18 protein-coding genes are annotated in these 15456 nt (G+C 55.4%); 7 read left to right on the top strand and 11 right to left on the bottom strand.

Going from position 1 to position 15456, the window contains the following annotated elements; all coding sequences use genetic code 11:
* The first annotated feature begins 7 nt into the window (after positions 1–7).
* Together G7Y50_RS06175 and G7Y50_RS06170 are read left to right on the top strand one after the other, a co-directional pair.
* Positions 8–355 (top strand): hypothetical protein, encoded by a 348-nt coding sequence (locus G7Y50_RS06175; RefSeq protein ID WP_165053295.1) that lies wholly within the window; start codon positions 8–10, stop codon positions 353–355.
* A 271-nt stretch (positions 356–626) separates the two neighbouring features.
* Complete coding sequence (locus G7Y50_RS06170; RefSeq protein ID WP_165053298.1) at positions 627–1766, top strand: hypothetical protein; 1140 nt, start codon at positions 627–629, stop codon at positions 1764–1766.
* Positions 1767–1770: 4 nt separating this feature from the next.
* Here G7Y50_RS06170 and G7Y50_RS06165 read toward each other — a convergent pair whose 3' ends face one another.
* Genes G7Y50_RS06165 through G7Y50_RS06130 form a run of 8 tightly spaced genes read right to left on the bottom strand, consistent with a single transcriptional unit; the run spans position 1771 to position 9064 of the window.
* Entirely contained in the window at positions 1771–2241 is a 471-nt protein-coding gene (locus G7Y50_RS06165) for a hypothetical protein (RefSeq protein ID WP_165053301.1), read from the bottom strand.
* Positions 2205–2525 carry a hypothetical protein gene (locus G7Y50_RS06160; protein ID WP_165053304.1) on the bottom strand — a complete coding sequence of 107 codons (321 nt, stop codon included), beginning with the start codon at positions 2523–2525 and terminating at the stop codon, positions 2205–2207. Before G7Y50_RS06160 ends, G7Y50_RS06165 begins: the two co-directional genes overlap by 37 nt.
* Positions 2526–2535: 10 nt before the next feature.
* The gene (locus G7Y50_RS06155; RefSeq protein ID WP_165053319.1) at positions 2536–4038 is read right to left on the bottom strand and encodes a protein kinase; all 1503 of its coding nucleotides are present in this window, start codon (positions 4036–4038) and stop codon (positions 2536–2538) included.
* Positions 4028–4801: a PP2C family serine/threonine-protein phosphatase gene (locus G7Y50_RS06150; RefSeq protein WP_165053321.1), complete on the bottom strand. Its 774-nt coding sequence runs from the start codon at positions 4799–4801 to the stop codon at positions 4028–4030. The genes G7Y50_RS06155 and G7Y50_RS06150 overlap by 11 nt, the downstream gene beginning before the upstream one ends.
* A 1-nt stretch (position 4802) precedes the next feature.
* Positions 4803–5351 carry an FHA domain-containing protein gene (locus G7Y50_RS12245; RefSeq protein ID WP_370457999.1) on the bottom strand — a complete coding sequence of 183 codons (549 nt, stop codon included), beginning with the start codon at positions 5349–5351 and terminating at the stop codon, positions 4803–4805.
* Complete coding sequence (locus tag G7Y50_RS06140; protein WP_165053325.1) at positions 5351–5986, bottom strand: 4Fe-4S cluster-binding domain-containing protein; 636 nt, start codon at positions 5984–5986, stop codon at positions 5351–5353. Before G7Y50_RS06140 ends, G7Y50_RS12245 begins: the two co-directional genes overlap by 1 nt.
* Positions 5977–7962 carry an AAA family ATPase gene (locus tag G7Y50_RS06135; protein WP_165056983.1) on the bottom strand — a complete coding sequence of 662 codons (1986 nt, stop codon included), beginning with the start codon at positions 7960–7962 and terminating at the stop codon, positions 5977–5979. The genes G7Y50_RS06140 and G7Y50_RS06135 overlap by 10 nt, the downstream gene beginning before the upstream one ends.
* A complete protein-coding gene (locus G7Y50_RS06130; protein ID WP_165053329.1) occupies positions 7952–9064 on the bottom strand; it encodes a hypothetical protein in 1113 nt (370 codons plus the stop codon). The genes G7Y50_RS06135 and G7Y50_RS06130 overlap by 11 nt, the downstream gene beginning before the upstream one ends.
* Before the next feature lie 265 nt (positions 9065–9329).
* Between G7Y50_RS06130 and G7Y50_RS06125 the strand changes: the two genes are divergently transcribed.
* Positions 9330–9689: a YccF domain-containing protein gene (locus tag G7Y50_RS06125; protein WP_165053331.1), complete on the top strand. Its 360-nt coding sequence runs from the start codon at positions 9330–9332 to the stop codon at positions 9687–9689.
* A gap of 320 nt (positions 9690–10009) precedes the next feature.
* On the opposite strand, the gene G7Y50_RS06120 is transcribed toward G7Y50_RS06125, so the two are convergent.
* Genes G7Y50_RS06120 through G7Y50_RS06110 form a run of 3 tightly spaced genes read right to left on the bottom strand, consistent with a single transcriptional unit; the run spans position 10010 to position 11370 of the window.
* Positions 10010–10576: an ORF6N domain-containing protein gene (locus tag G7Y50_RS06120; protein ID WP_165053333.1), complete on the bottom strand. Its 567-nt coding sequence runs from the start codon at positions 10574–10576 to the stop codon at positions 10010–10012.
* Positions 10537–11169 (bottom strand): MFS transporter, encoded by a 633-nt coding sequence (locus G7Y50_RS06115; RefSeq protein WP_370457993.1) that lies wholly within the window; start codon positions 11167–11169, stop codon positions 10537–10539. The genes G7Y50_RS06120 and G7Y50_RS06115 overlap by 40 nt, the downstream gene beginning before the upstream one ends.
* A 54-nt stretch (positions 11170–11223) precedes the next feature.
* A complete protein-coding gene (locus G7Y50_RS06110; RefSeq protein ID WP_165053339.1) occupies positions 11224–11370 on the bottom strand; it encodes a hypothetical protein in 147 nt (48 codons plus the stop codon).
* Between the two features lie 214 nt (positions 11371–11584).
* Between G7Y50_RS06110 and G7Y50_RS06105 the strand changes: the two genes are divergently transcribed.
* The 4 genes from G7Y50_RS06105 (at position 11585) to G7Y50_RS06090 (ending at position 15241) form a co-directional block, all read left to right on the top strand.
* The gene (locus G7Y50_RS06105) at positions 11585–12331 is read left to right on the top strand and encodes a DUF4143 domain-containing protein (protein ID WP_206214785.1); all 747 of its coding nucleotides are present in this window, start codon (positions 11585–11587) and stop codon (positions 12329–12331) included.
* Complete coding sequence (locus G7Y50_RS06100; protein ID WP_241156465.1) at positions 12295–12831, top strand: DJ-1 family glyoxalase III; 537 nt, start codon at positions 12295–12297, stop codon at positions 12829–12831. Before G7Y50_RS06105 ends, G7Y50_RS06100 begins: the two co-directional genes overlap by 37 nt.
* Positions 12832–13031: 200 nt before the next feature.
* The gene (locus tag G7Y50_RS06095; RefSeq protein WP_165053344.1) at positions 13032–14033 is read left to right on the top strand and encodes a spermidine synthase; all 1002 of its coding nucleotides are present in this window, start codon (positions 13032–13034) and stop codon (positions 14031–14033) included.
* Positions 14027–15241 carry an acetate/propionate family kinase gene (locus G7Y50_RS06090; RefSeq protein WP_165053347.1) on the top strand — a complete coding sequence of 405 codons (1215 nt, stop codon included), beginning with the start codon at positions 14027–14029 and terminating at the stop codon, positions 15239–15241. The genes G7Y50_RS06095 and G7Y50_RS06090 overlap by 7 nt, the downstream gene beginning before the upstream one ends.
* Positions 15242–15456 lie beyond the last annotated feature (215 nt).

Raw genomic sequence — 15456 nt, 5'->3', positions numbered from 1 at the left:
GAGTTACGTGAATCATCAAAGCGATCGTTCGATTGACATGCTGCACAAGTCCAACAATTCAGGCATATTGGCGCTTTCACAAAGGGACTTCGAATCTGCCATAGATTCGAGTAATGCCGCCCGAATGCGCGTATTCAATATTCTGGACACGCAGGCGAAGGGGACGGAGACCCTCATGCAGTCAGAAAATCTGACAGAGGTTCAGTTCGATAAGCTTATCGAGGAAAGAAAGGCGATTCGAAGCGAAGCTTCTTTCGTCCAGAAGCGCTGCGAAGCAAGTAATGCGCACATGGTAATCGTAAAGGCGCTCGTTCGCGCAGTAGACGTTTTGCTCTACGTGTCGCGTGTCGCCTAGCCAGGAGGAGGCGAATTGAGCCTACATTCTTGTCATCTGAGTATGGATTGCATAGACGGAAAAGACGGCATTGCAGGAAGGCGCATGATGCGAAATGTTGCGTTGATCCTCATGAAGTCGTCGGAGGATCTGCCATTGCCCTAGCTTAAAAGGTTCCGATGGTGTAGCGAAACGATTAAGCTAAACCTTCTGGGACAAACGATGCGGTATTGGGCGGTCGCAGAATATAATTGTCGCTATCCAATGTATTTGTATTGTCCGGAGGTGTTGCATGAGGTCTTTCTCCCTGGAAAAGGCCAGAGAGTTTGCTAAGGCGGACCTTGGGAATGAGTCTTGGACTAAGTCCCTCCAAGAGAAGGTGAGAGACCTCTCTTCCAGTGATTTGGGTGCGCTCATTGTTGCGAACGCTGTTATGCAGGATGCGTATGATGTAAGGCAAAAGGCGCTCGCTGAAGAATACGCCACTGCGCTTGGCTACCTGGAGCAAGATGACTATGGTAGAGCAAGCTATTGCTTCGCGCAATTGGGAGGTTTTCGCGATTCGGAGGAAAAGGCGACGCTGGCTGGCAAGCTTGAAAGCGAGCGTCAGCAGACAATGGCGAGAGCGCGTGCCCTAATTGACGAAAAGCGTTACGGCTGGGCTGTTAGTGAGCTAGAGGCCTTAGGCAACTATCGTGGTGCTGTCAGCTTGCTAGACAGATTGAAGAGACAAGATCTCCTTCTTCGGAAAGCTCATGCCGCTTTTGACTTGGGAAACTATTCTGAGGCGCTACGCTTGCTTGATGGCGCGGGTGATTACAGAGATTCTTTGGAGCTGAGGGATGCGATTCTTCTTGAAGAAAAGCGACACGAAGCCGAAGCCCGGCGAAATAGCATTGAGTTGTCATTAGCAAAGCATAAGGAGGAGAGAAGGGGGCTTCGCGGCTATCTCTCTAGCTTAGAGGAGCTAGACTCTCTAAAGAGTCCAAAGAAGAACCTGTATCTACAGATTGCGCTTAACTCCGTGATTGCGTTTCTTGTGGTTGGTCCCGTCTCGCTGTACGGCCTTTTCAGCGGTAGCATTCTCTGGACAGAATGGGATTCTGCAGTAGGAGCATTTTTGAACCTGGCAATCCTTCTCTCCATCGGTCTCTCGTTTGCATGGATTGCGTGTTTGATTATAGGCTTGGCAAAAAAATACGAGCAGATGAAGACGGAGCAACGAGCTGCAATAATTCGAGAATCGCTTCCTACGCGTTTCGCCTATACCGAACTTGGCATCGATGATTTGCGAGCAAACCGGTCTAGCCGAAATAGACAGTTCTCTGTTGAGTTGTCGAAAGACGCCTTAGAAAAGCGTATAGGAGAACTCGACTCTGTAGTTGCTAAGCTGGAATCCGAGCTGCAAGAGATAGCGTCGTTGATGGATTAGACTGTCAAGATGATCGTCTTACAAACACAATCTGGCTCACATCAACAGGCATTTGGGACGGATCATTGTTGTCGACAAAGATTGCTCCTTCGAATTTCGATTGCGCCAACGAGTCCCTGATCGCATCAAAGTGCACTTCAATTTGGTCTGGCGTGATGACCTCAATCAGCAGCCAGAATTCTTGTTTCTTTGTCTTGTCGTACGCATACGGCCTTCCCTCGTCGATGCTTTTAGCGTATTCGGCAAAGGCATCGACGTATCGCTCTTCTTTCTGTCCTTTCTTTTCTATTTCATCTTTAATGTTGTCTTCTAATTGCTTGCTCGTGTAGGTAAAACTTTCCACCTCGGCAGAGAACTCATCCTTAGTTATTTTACCTGCCCTTAGCTCACCGAGGGCTCTTTCGTAAACGCTTCCAGCGTCGTTTCCCCTTCTGTCTTCTATATGCTCATAGCCATCAACTCTGAAGTGATCCACGTAGATGACGTATTTCGGACGAACGATAACCAGGTCGACGCTTCCTTCAATCTTCTCTTCTGGGGCAATGCAGATATCACTTCCGAAAAAACGATCATTTGCTCTGAGATGTCTTCAAATCCGAACATATTAACCGGGTCATTCCGATGTTCACGTACTGCATCATTAAACAGTCCCACAATGTGAAGGTAAAGCTCGTACTCAGCCCCGTTTTCCACGTTTCGTTTCGCAGTTGGCTGTCCATAGGGCTTCGATCTTCCCTCTTTAATATAGTCTACAGTCATGCCGCCACTCCTACTCCTCCTCGAAAGCCGCTACGAACATATCAGGAAGTGCTTCCCTCAAGGCGACTCTCCCTATTTCGGCCTGCCTTTGGGGGAGTTTTGCGATGAGTGCCCTTCCCTGCTTCTCCCACTCGTCAAGGAGGTAATCTGCCCTTGCCGCAGATTTTGATCCAGTGACTTCAGAATAGGCTTTCAAGATACGATGATTCTTGATGTCAATGAGGTGCGCCATCGCTTCGTTGTCTCCGCTGTGGGCGAGCGAGACGATATCATTGAGACCATTTCTATTGAGGTCATATCCTCTGAAAAGAATCGGCCCAGATGGGTCTAGAATTGCCTGCAGTTTAACCATCTTCACTTCAGGGTTGTCGCCTGCTTCGATGATTCGCACGGCTTTCTGACAACCCGGAAACTCTTCGAGAAAATCGATCAGCTTTTGATCGGGTCTTCCTGCAAGGCAATTCGCAGCGCTCTTCCAGTTGTTTCTGAGCAACGTTGCAAGTTCGATTGGGCTGCTGGCTACATCTGGGCTCCAGATGGGACTATAGTGAGCCGTCGTTTGCCGCCGCGTATATGCTCTTTTTCCCTCTTGAACTGCGGGCGATCCGCCGCTCAGCCATTCGCCTACCTCTCTTGCACCCCACCTGTTGTCCTTCTCCCATACGAGAAGACCGTCAATAAGCAACTTCCACCTAGGGTCGTCGATGCTGGTAGTTGAGTAATTACCCGCCAGACATCGTGCGCGCGCATCGTCTTCAGAAACCTCTGTTCCGTCAGCCATTGAGAAAAGTTTCGTCCCTGTATAAAGTTCGTAAAGCATCGCTCCGAGCGAAAACCAGTCGGATTTTGGTGTCGAAACTTTAAAATGAACCTCAGGAGCTGAATAGTGCCAGGTGCCTTTTGCCATGGTGGTTAGATGGGAAAACGTTTGCTGTGATTTTGCTAGGCCAAAATCAGCAAGAACAAGGTCAAGAGGGTCGTCGGACCTCACCAGAACATTAGCTGGTTTCAAATCCCGATGGGCAATGCCAGATCCAAGTCCGTGCAGATATTCTAGCGCCGAAGCCATTTCCTTCAGCACATCGACAAGCGTCTCCTTGGCTAATCTTCCTTCTTGACTGCTTGCCCAATCTTGGATGGAACCCAGCTGACAGTATTCTTGAATCTCCCATGTTCCGTCATCTTCGTCATGGAAGTCTATGAGGCGAACAACGTGCTTTGGATCTGCCGAGCGAAGAAGCAGCATTGCCATAGGGTCGGGAGAAATACCCGCACGGTAAAACTTAAAGAAAAGAAGCTGCTTCGTCTCTTTATCTTTGAGTAGGGCAACATCTGCCTCGCCTCCAGATGCTGGCAGATCATAGAGATACTCGTAACGGCTCGACACTTCTTTGGGAAGAAGAAGCCTGCGGGTCTTCGAAGCGGATGTCTTGCCAGTTTCCCTTCTTGTCAGCTCTGTTTCTCTTCGAGTTTTTCCCGCTGTAGCGTTCTCGATCCTTGTTTTATCGGACACGACCCTCTCCTTGACGCGGCTCTTCTTCTTGGGTGATAGCATCAATGATCAATGCTGAGAAGTTATCTGTGATTTCATGATTTTGCATTTCGTTCCAGATCCGATTTACGGCATCTATGGCCGTGACGTTCTCGCGGCATATCCTCAGTAGCGTCTCCTGGCTCAATGTACCCCAGATCCCGTCGGAGCACAGAAGATAACGCTCGTTTTCGCTACCTGGATTCTGAGACCACGCATGCGGGTCGATATTATTTGTGCCCCCAATTGCTTGCGTGATGGCTGAAGTTTCAGTTGATATACGATCATCCACGCTCATTTGTCCCAGGTAGTTTCCGTTGATCTTGTAAGCGCGGCAATCGCCAACATTCAAGAAAAGAAGAGACTCTTTTGCGAGACACAGTGCAGCAAAAGCAGCCCCCATTTTTGGAGCTCCCCATGCTTTTCCTGCTTCAGATACTCTATTCGATATATTGCGAAATTGCTCGACAGTGGCACTTAGGTCTGTAGGCATTTTGTATCTGGCCATTGCCGCAGCAACCAAAGCAGCAGCTTCTGCGCCGCCATCATAGCCGCCCATGCCGTCAACGACGGCAAAAGTAACAGACTCTTCGCAAAGCCCGGACCATTGCAAGATCGCATGGTCTCCGAGTCCGATAGTCGTTCCCAGAACAATGGCATCTTGGTTATGCGAGCGGCTTGGCCCGACGTCAGTAAACCCTGCGGCGCTTATCTGCGCGATAACGCGTTTTGCGTTGCTTGTCACATTAGGGCTCCTTGTCAATAGTTAGCTCTATGCTAGTTCCGAGTTGTATTCTCGTCGGAAGAGAGAGCTGGTGTTTTGTTCCAGCGGTAATGGGGTGATCTAGTTCGGGAATACGAGTGCCGTTGGTTGATCCGCAGTCAATCACAGAGATGTAATTCCCGCTTTCGTCTACGGTGATCACGCAATGCTTTCGCGAGATAGTGTCGTAGTGCCTCGCGGCAGCAGCAACGTCTTTGTTCGAGCTTTCTCGTCCGATGGTGACAGTTTCGCCATATGCGATTTGGATGCTTCTTGCAGAGGGGAAGTGGATTGCCACGAAACTATTGCCGGATGCTCCAACAGGGGTTCCGCATTGCCAGCATTCTTCGTTTGTATTTCCAATCGCTCCGCAGCACGGGCAGATTGCAGTACCAGATATTGACTTTTCGACTTCGGTATCATCTTGCGCTGATCTGGTGGTTGCGGGTGTGATTTGCGAAATCTCTGCCCATACAACATTGCAAAACGTTGTTCCCTCGGGATGTCGGCCTCCGCACAGCGGACAATTCATTAATTTGACCATGAGGTTTCTCCGATCTGGACGCCTTTCTTTTCCAAGATCTTTTCAATGGCGATCATGTCCTCATTTCGCGGTATTCCTGAAAAGGTGATAGTAGCTCCAGCTACATTTACCTGCAGTTGATTGCTCGCATTGATAAGAGCCTCCTTGAACGCAGCGCTGCAGGCTCTCATGAATACGAGTTGCTGGTTTTCGCTTGCGATAAGTGACCCGCTGCAGCTTTGCTCGGCAATATATGGTCCGAAAACGCAGGCATCCATTAAAGAGATAAGCTGAGGGCAGATCAGCTTCGCTTCTTGCTCGGTTCTGCCTGTAAACATTATTAAGTCGATCTGTTTCTTGCCCATCTGGCGAACTCTTCGTACAAGGTCGGCTAGCGCCCTGCTTTGCTGCGTGGGCTCTCCGCCTGTAATGGTTATACCGCAAAGATTATCACGCTGGATCATGCTCATTATCAGCTCAGCAAGTTCGATCGTTTCAACAATTTGTCCGGCTCCTGTTTCCCAGGTGTCTTTGGAGACGCAACTTGGGCAGCGAATGTCGCATCCTTGTAGCCAAAGACCGAGCCGTCTGCCAGGACCGAGAGTGGTGACAGGTGAGCAGATTCTGTTTATCTCTATGAGCACAGCCTTAGCTCCACTGCCATGTGGTCTTGCTCGTTCAGAGCAAAATCAGCTATCTCTGCTGCGGTATTTGGTGCCAGGTCAAAAAGAGATCTGCCTAGCGGGTTTGTAAGATATGCTTCAAGCGCAAGCGCAATTCCGCGTCCGCCCATATCAAGATGCTCGGGCTTCGTTGCCATGAGGATAAGTTTTTGTCGCGCGTTGTCTCGTATGGTTATTTCGTTTCCAACACGAATCCTGACGTTTGAGAGAATCGTGTCTATGAAATTATTGGCAAGGTTTTCAGCCGTCTCTCCGTATATCGGCTTGAACACAACGATGTTATCCCCGATGCGTCCAAGCAGCTCGGGCCTTCGAAGCGTATCGCGGAAGTGACTCTCGACCGCGCTACGAATGGTTTTTTCGTACAAAGCAGCTTGAGAGGGATCGTTCATGTCAACGCGAAGTATGTCGCCTGCCGCTGCAACGCCTTGGTTGGACGTGAAGATGATGATCGTCTCCCCGAAGTGGACAGTTTGTCCTGAGCCATCAGTGAGCCTGCCGTCGGATAGAATTTGAAGAAAGAGATCGTAAACTTCTGGCCCTGCTTTGTCCATTTCATCGAACAAAACAATCGAGTGAGACCGTTGTCGAACTGCGTTCGTCAATTCTCCGCCGGATCCGTATCCAACATAGCTGGGTGGTGCTCCGATGAGGCGAATCTTTGCGTGGTCATCTTGAAATTCCGACATATCAAAACGGATTAGAGCCTGGTCATCTGCAAAAACCAGCTCTGCGATCGCTTTGGCCATTTCGGTTTTGCCAACACCCGTTGGTCCAGCAAAGTACAGTACGCCCTTCGGTGCGGTTGATGGCTTTCTCTGATGGGCCCCTGTCAAGCCAAGGGCTGATCTCTTCAGAATGTCGAGCACCTTTGAAACGGCTTCAGGTTGACCCAGAACGCGTCTCGTTAGTAATTCTTCGCCAATAGTGAGTTGCTCTCTCAGTCTAGGGCTTTGCCAAGGATTGTCCGAAAGGCCCTCTCGATAAGATCGGACGGCTGCTTCGATGCTTTCTGTAAGTGCGCCGGCGCTATTTGCAAGTTGGATGGCCTCGAACATGCCGCGTGTGGAAAAGCCTTCGGTGGCGTCTGCAAAACGTTTTGCAACTTCGGTAATGTTTTTGTCGTCAACTTGCCCGGTAATCAGCAGTTCGGCAATTTGCTGTCGAGTGTCAACGCTTGGCTTCGGTATAGGGATTTGTCTAATGCCGTCGCCGTATGTTAGCCATGTTGGCAAGTCATCGAGTTTGTCAACTAGCCAAATGATAGGACGTCGAGTCAGCCCCGCGCCGTTTTCTCTCGGGAAACGCAGGGGCTTCCCGTTGTACAGCGCATGTGCATTTGCTATTTCCAGACTTGAGAGCATTAACTTCTCAAGTGCTGGATCTGGCCCTTGACTGGTGTGTGCCGCTTGGGACGTGTAGTCAATTACGAGAGCGAGCGAGGGGTCGTTACTTTGTGCCACAATTTCTGCAATCGCATCCAGCCCCTCGAAGGAAGCAGTTGAGGGACTTTGCTCCCCTCGGCTATTTGCCGCTCTCTCTAATGGCGTTTGCATTAATCTTGAAAGAGTTTTTTTGTCCATGCGGCTTTCAAGATGCTTCATGATAGCTGCACGATCGTTTCCGGCAGAGCTTTTTTCTATTGCTAATCCTCTGAGTGGGTCAAAAGTTAGAAGGCCATCAAATTTCGATTCGGTAAGTGCTCGCCAGATAGCGTTGATTGTCGTATCGGGGCGAATCGCGTCTCCGGTATGCAACGGATGAAGATCATGAACTTCTCCGTAAATGATGCAAACTGCAGCGATTGGCAGAGAGGCGTAAAGGGTCCTTAGCCATAGGGGGGCAGCTCGGTTTGAGCTCATAAGCCATGATTCTGGGATAGATACGCCGCTCTTTTGGCGGATGGGCTCTTCTTGGTTGTGGCAATTACCGTTCACGGATTATTCCTGTCTCCTGCTGCTTCTTTCGGCCGTCGCTTCTCTTTTTGCGTTCTTTTTCGATTAACTCTACGGGTCGAGTGCCAGCTGCTCTTTCGCTTGTCAGCGTTAGCTCGATTCCTTGGTCGCTCATCTTTTCTCGCATTGCGTGAATCTGACTGCAGCTAGCTTTCTCTACCTCAGTATCCTCTTCGAGGCCATGTTCTTCAAACGCAACTATTCGTGTGAACATCATCCCATTGTTCGGGTTTATTTGGGTTCTAAGTGCATAATCACTGTAATTCGGATGTTCTGCGAGCACTACATTTCCGAAATCTGTAACGTCGAAGCTTTCTAGGGGGCTGTATCCCAATTCTGCGAGCGCATCCTGGAGAGCCTTCGAGATGTAATCTTCGTCTTGCTTTTTGGCGTGTTCTATCTCGGCTTTCTTTATCAAACGTTTGAGCTCTTCGTACTCTGCCTGGGTTGAGATTTCGATGGCGACATCGCGTGCTCTTGCAGCGGCAGAGTTTGTTATACCTTCAATGCGCAAAAGCTCATTAGCAGCAAGCTCTCTGAGGTTTTGAATGTAGAGCAGTTGACTCAGTTCAGTTTTCACTGTCAGCAAATCGCCTCTTGCTTGTGCGATGTCATCGCTTTTGCTTAGACTGATTATCCTTTCGACTAAGCTCGCAGCGTTACGCCTATTTCTCACGGTTGCTATAATTGATAGGAGTTTATCGATCTCTTCAAAGCTTATTCTTGTTTGATCGTCCTGTTGATTTGCCTGGGGCGCATGCGTGTGCATTCTTATTGCGGAGGTGTCGAGTGGGGCGGCGCATCCTTTCATTTTGCCCACAATTCTTTTTGCGTAATCCCTATCAGATTGCAGCTGGATTTTCGATATTGTCGAACGGAGTTCGTCTTCCCACTTGATGAGCTCCGCGCGGTCATTTGACTTTGCTTTTGGGATGGATAAAAAGTCTGGGTTATCGAGTTCGGCTAGCGCTTTCTGGCACTTGCCGACTAAAGCTTCACATCGCCGCTCAAGGGCTTCGCTCTCCCTTCGGAGTAACTCCGCTTCGGAGACAACCTTGCATTTATAGCACTTTGGCCCGCTCATAAAAACCTCTTAGTTGCTGGAGAAACCATTAGGCTTTGCCTAGTATGTGACGAATAGTTTACCAGACCATCGTTGTGACATCCGAGCCTCTGTCATATCATGGGGATGATCGTATTGCGTCTATTGCATCGTTTGGGTAGCTTAATCTGGAAAGCAGTGGTTGACCCTGATAGTTTCGTCTAAAGTGGTGAAACGCATCTCCTGTTGAGCAATTGCCAGATAATGGCGTTGAGGTGTTGAATCACGCGACGACGGAAGGAAGGCTATGCGCACAGTCGGGAACATCATCTGGATCATCTTCGGCGGGCTGTTCACGGCTCTGGGGTGGGTGCTCGCCGGAATCATCTTCTACGTGACCATCGTGGGCATTCCGCTGGGGCGGCAGTGCTTCAAGTTCGCGAGCCTCACCCTGGCGCCGTTCGGCAAGGAGATCAGCTACGGCGGGGGAGCGCCGTCGCTTCTGGCTAACATCGTCTGGCTGCTGGTCATCGGCCTGTGGGAGGCGATCTCGTACGCCGTCCTCGGCGCGCTGTGGTGCATCACCATCGTGGGGATCCCGTTCGGCTTGCAGCTGTTCAAGCTGGCGAAGCTGAGCCTGTTCCCCTTCGGTGCCGAGATTAGGTAGGAGCTCTTTGCGGCCGCAGCCGCCGCAGCCGCATTGCTCCAAAAACTATGCTTAACGGTAATAGAGTAATTTGAGGCGCTCCACCCTTTTTGTGCGGCGGTGGGGGAAGGCGATAAGGCGTTCTGTCCGCTGCCCTCGCGGGGTGCTGTCTATTATTGCAATGGCTTCGGGTGCGATAGTTCTCGCCAGATCAGTTTCGAAACTTTAAGATTTTTGAAGTTTTGAAACTGATCCTAGGTTGCGGGGATGCGAAAGGCACCCCTTTGATCATCAGGGATGAGAGACATCCGAATGCGGAAAAGGCCCTGCGGACGAGGGTCCTACCTCTCGAGGCGCGCGAGGACGGCGCGCACGGACTCCTCGTCCTCGATGCGCTCGTCGGTCGTCCTCTGGTACTCCAGCTGGCACAGCTCCACGGCGCGGATTTGCTCGAACATGGCGGCGTTGCCGGCGATGAAGTGGCGCATCTCGACGAAGGCGTCCATGATTTGGACGCTCACGCGAATGGCAGTCTCGCTTCTGAGCACGGCGGAGAGCATTGCCACACCCTGCTCGGTGAACATATTCGGGAGCTTGCGGCGTCCGCCGCTGCCCTCTGCCCGTTTTGAAGTCACAGTTTGTGATTTCGAAACTCCCCACTCGTCCTTGCTCAGCTGAAAGCAGAAGTGTTCGGGGAAGCGTTCTTGGTTACGGCGAACAGCTTGGTTGATGATCCTGGTTTCCACCCCGTAAAGCATCGCCAGGTCGCTGTCGAGCATGACCTGGGTGCCGCGTACCGTATAGATAAGGTCGCGTATGGCCGGCTCGCTCACGGGGACGATCGCGGCCAACGCGCCTTCTTCCGCCTTCACGGGCTCGGTGGACGGGCCCCTCTCTTCGCTTGCCATAGCTTCCGCCTCTTCGCTCTTTGTCTGGTGAGGCGGATTATACCAATCGGGGAAGGCGCTTGCGTGGGAGAGCCATCTAGGGCATGGTCGCCTTTGCCACATCTTAAGCGGCTCCTCTTTCCAATGGCAACGCCCTCGCCATTCTCATTGACGCCTACGGTGCCGACGAAAGCCTCGTCGCCAACGCCTCCGTCGACGATGAACAATGCCATCATGTACAGAACCGTGAAGTAGCACAGGCAGACGAAGAGCACTTCAATCGTCAGGGGGATCGTCGCCTTCCGCCAGCCAGGCTTGACCTCGTCCTCCTTCTCGTCGTCCTGGGCTGCCCCCTCTGCCTGGCTCGCCATGGCCTTGGGCCTCATCGACGGCAGGAAGGCGATCAGCATGATGAGGATCGGGATGGTGATCAGGTAGACCTTAAACGCGTCCTGCCATCCTCCCACGGCGAACAGACCGGCGCAAAAGGACATGATCGTGCCCATGACGGACATTGCCGCGTTGTACCAGCCGACCATCTTCCCGTGCTCTTTGTCATCTTGGGACACAGGCGACAAAGGGCCATGCGCCAAGTGACAAATAATGCAGGCCATGCTGCCGTTGGGTGATACGTGCCGTTAGGCGTGACCCTATGGCATCTGCTGCGCTTATGCCGACAGCATGTTGACGTGCTCGACGGGCTTGCCAAGAAGGGCGTTCCGTGCGAGTTCTGCCGCGCTGGAAAGAGCTGCGACGATGTCGAGCTCGTACCTTGCGATGCCGGCGATGGCTTTCAGCTCTCCTTTGCGAGCCATTTGGTGACTGGCAATCCCTCGCGGTACCGTCAATCACCTGACTGCCGGCGCCAAAGCGGGTTGTCAGCCAGCACATGTTTTCAAGATGCGCCATGGAGGAAATCGCGTGGTTGTATAAGGTTTCGCCGCGCATCTTCTGGTTGGGAGGCATGTAATTCTATTGACAAAAGCATTCCCATGGGCGGCAACTTGTCATTAGCTGAACGTGCTCGCCTTGGCTACCGGCTCGCTCACCAATGCCTCAAAGATCCAAGCCACATTCAAGAGCGTGCTGAAGAGCGACATCAGCCTCAACACCGTGAAGTCATATATCGGGTACCTGGAGGACTCGTTCCTGGTGAGCGCGGCGAGCCGTTATGACGTCAAAGGGCGCAAATACATCGGCGCGCCGCTCAAGTACTACTTCGAGGACGTGGGATTGCGCAACGCCCGGGTGGGATTCCGCCAAGACGAGGAGAATCACCTGATGGAAAACGTCGTCTACAACGAGTTGCGCTACCGGGGCTTCTCGGTCGACGTCGGTGTTGTTAGGGACCGGGAGTACGATGAGGGCGGAGTTCGCCGCTCTGTGACCCGTGAGGTGGACTTCGTGGCAAACCTTGCCGGCAGGCGCTATTACGTCCAATCGGCATTCGCCATTCCGGACGTAGCGAAAGCCGATCAGGAGAAAGCTTCGCTCCTTGGAGAAGCTGAGCTTGCTTCCCTTCGGCGCCGAGATCAGGTGATGGGCTCTTCGGCGCATGGAGATTTCGCCGTCGATCTGACAGGTTGCGAATTCGCGCGGCGATCGTGCCCTCGGGGCGTTATGCTCGATGCATTCATGAATGGCCAACTGCAAGTGCTGTTCGCAGGTGCTGTGAGGAAGGGGACGCTATGGGATGCGCTGTGGAGTGCAAGGCTGCCGAGGACTGCCGGGTGGCGGTCATGCTGGGCGGGGGCTTCGAGACGATTGAGGCTCTGACTTCGGTTGACGTGCTGCGCCGCGCAGGCGTGGAGGTGGTCACGGCGTCGGTCATGCCCACGCGCGAGGTGAGCTCGGCACAGGGGGTACCCGTCACGGCCGACGTGGCGGTGTCCGACGGCGACGTTGACCTGGGCAGCTTCGACGCGATCATCCTGCCGGGCGGCATGAGGGGCTACGAGAACCTCTCCGACTGCGAGCCCTTGCGCGCGGCGCTCGCTTCCCAGCTCGAGGAGGGGCGCCTGGTCGCGGCCATCTGCGCCGCCCCTATGCTCCTGGCGCACCTGGGCCTGCTCGACGGCCGCCGCGCCACATGCTACCCGAGCTGTGAGGACGTGTTCCCCGCGGGCGCGTACCAGCCCGACGACGTGGTGCGCGACGGCAACCTCATCACGGGAAGCGGACCGGCGAAGTCGCTGCCGTTCGCACTCGCGGTGCTTGAGGCCCTGGCGGGCGAGGACGCGGCCGCGCAGGTGGCGTCCGACATGCTCGCCTGCTAGGCAGTATGAGCTGGGCGGCGCCGTGGTGCTCGGTGCCGTGGTGACTGTGCTGTGGTGACGCCGCCGATACCGTGATGATAGTTGCCATCGCGTGAACGCGATGGGGCAACGTCGCGCCGTTCGGGGGATCCAGCAGGTATCATGGGATGAGCTGAAAGACGACGCGCCCTTGCGGGCGCGCTTCGGGAAGGGGGCGTGCTATGGCGAAGACGGGCGCGGGCAGAGTTGCCGGCCTGGCGGGACGCGCGAAGGGCGCGGCGCTCGTGGCGGCGGGCGTCGGCGTGACGGCGGCGAACGCGCTGGCGGTGCGCAAGCTGCTCCAGCTCGACCCGCACGTGCGGCGCACGGACGCGGGGCTCGCGCGGGTGTACACCGTGTGCGCCGAGGACGGCGAGTGCATTCGCGTGCTCAACGTGGGCGGTGCGTACCAGTCCGCCACCTACCTGGGGGAGCGCTGGCATGAGCCGGTGTTCGAGTACCACCGTGCCTTCGACCGCATGTTCGAGGCTGCGGGCGCGGACGCAGGAGCGGCTGTCGGCGCCGACGCCGAGGGCGCCCAGCCTGTCGGCGCCGCCCAGCCCGTTGGCGCCACTCGCCCCGCCGACGGCGCCCAACCCGCCGGTGTCCCCTTCGCCATCCGCGACGTGCTCATGATCGGGGGCGGCGGGTGCGCGTGGCCCAAGCACGCGCTCATGACGCGGCCCGGCCTGCGCGTCGACGTGGTGGAGTCGGATCCCGCCATCGCCGAGATCGCGCGGCGCTTCTTCTTCGTCGACAAGCTCGAGCGCGAGCTCAGCGCGTGCGAGGGATCGGCGCAGCGCTTCAACCTCGTCGTCGACGACGGCCTGGGGTACCTCGCCGGCTGCGAGAAGCGCTACGACGCCATCTGCAACGACGCGTTCGCGGGCGCTGCCGCGGTCGCCGACCTGGCGGGCGCCACCGGCGTGCGCGCGGTGAAGGACCGCCTGAACCCGGGCGGCCTCTACCTGGTGAACGTGGTGAGCGGGCCCGAGTGGCGGGAGTTCCGCCACCTCATCCGCCTCATCAACGAGCTGGACCGCCTCTTCGCGCACGTGACGGTGACCTTCGCGTCTGACGAGCGGTTCAGCGACAAGGACAACTACCTGGTGATCGCCTCTGACGCGGAGTACGCGTTTTCCGACGTGATCCCGACGCCTGAGAGGAATGATGCCGCATGCTAGTGCTCGTGGTGAACGCGGGGAGCTCCTCGCTCAAGTCGCAGCTCATCGAGACCGAGGGCAAGGACGCGCGCATGAAGTGCCTGGCCGAGAAGGTGGGCACGGAGCGCGCGTTCATGAACGTGTCGTTCGCGCCCGACTTCCAGAAGGTCACGTACAACGTGGCGGGGCTCACGGTTGAGCAGTGCCTGCGCAAGCTGCTCGACATCATGGTGGACGACCCGGAGAGCCCCATCAGCGGCCTCGATCAGATCGACGCCATCGGCAACCGCATCGTGGCGGGCGGAGAGTTCTTCACCAAGGCCACGCTTATCGACGACGAGGCGCGCGCCAACCTGGCCAAGTGCGAGGAGCTCGCGCCCCTGCACAACCCGCCGGCTGACGCGTGCATCGACATGACGCGGAACCTCCTGCCGAACACGCCGCAGGTGGCCGTCTTCGACACGGCGTTCCACCAGACCATGCCGCCGAAGGCGTACATGTACCCGCTGCCCATGCGCTACTACGACGAGTACTCCATCCGCCGCTACGGCGCGCACGGCACGAGTCACCGCTACGCGGCGCAGCAGGCGGCGAACCTGCTCGGGCGGCCCCTGCGCGACCTGGGCCTCATCACGTGCCACCTGGGCAACGGCGGCTCCATCACGGCGGTCAACCACGGAAAGTCCATCGACACCACCATGGGCTTCACGCCGCTCGAGGGCCTCATGATGGGCACGCGCTCGGGCTCGATCGACCCGGCCATCATCACCTACATCATGCGCCGCGAGGGCATCACGTTCGACGAGATGGACGAGGTCCTGAACCGCAAGAGCGGCATCCTGGGGATCGCGGGCTCGAGCGGCGACATGCGCGATGTGCTCGACGCGGCCGCGCGCGGCGACGAGCACGCGGAGCTCGCCATCGACATGTACGTGTACCGCGTGCAGAAGGCCATCGGCAGCTACTACGCCGCCATGACGCGCACCGACGCCGTGGTGATGACGGCGGGCATCGGCGAGAACTCGGCTGACCTGCGCGAGCGCATCTTCCGCGGGCTGGCGCACATGGGCATGATCCTGGACAAGGAACGCAACAACGTGGAGGGCGCCATCGGCATGAACCGCGTGATCTCCATCGACGACAGCCCCATCAAGATCTGCGTGGTGACCACCGACGAGGAGATGCGCATCGCTCGCGAGACCGACAACCTGGTGAGCCAGCTGAGGTAGGGCGCGCGGCACGGGGGCGCGGCAGGCGCCCAGGCGAGACGGGGCGCGCGGGCTGCGGCGCCGGCGCCGCGTTGGCGCTTGCGCCCGGCAGGCGCCCGGTACACGCGCATCAGCGCCGCGCGAAACTAGCCGCCGGGGTACTTTTGGCCATGGCGGCTGGTCGCGCGCGGCTTCTATAGTGGAGCCATGATCTGCGGCGAGGGAAAGGGGGATTC

This window comes from Adlercreutzia sp. ZJ176 (assembly GCF_011038975.1).
In the GTDB taxonomy this organism is placed as follows: Bacteria; Actinomycetota; Coriobacteriia; order Coriobacteriales; family Eggerthellaceae; genus CAAEEV01.
Note: the sequence above shows the minus strand (reverse complement) of the source record. Positions and strands in the feature narration are given on the sequence as shown.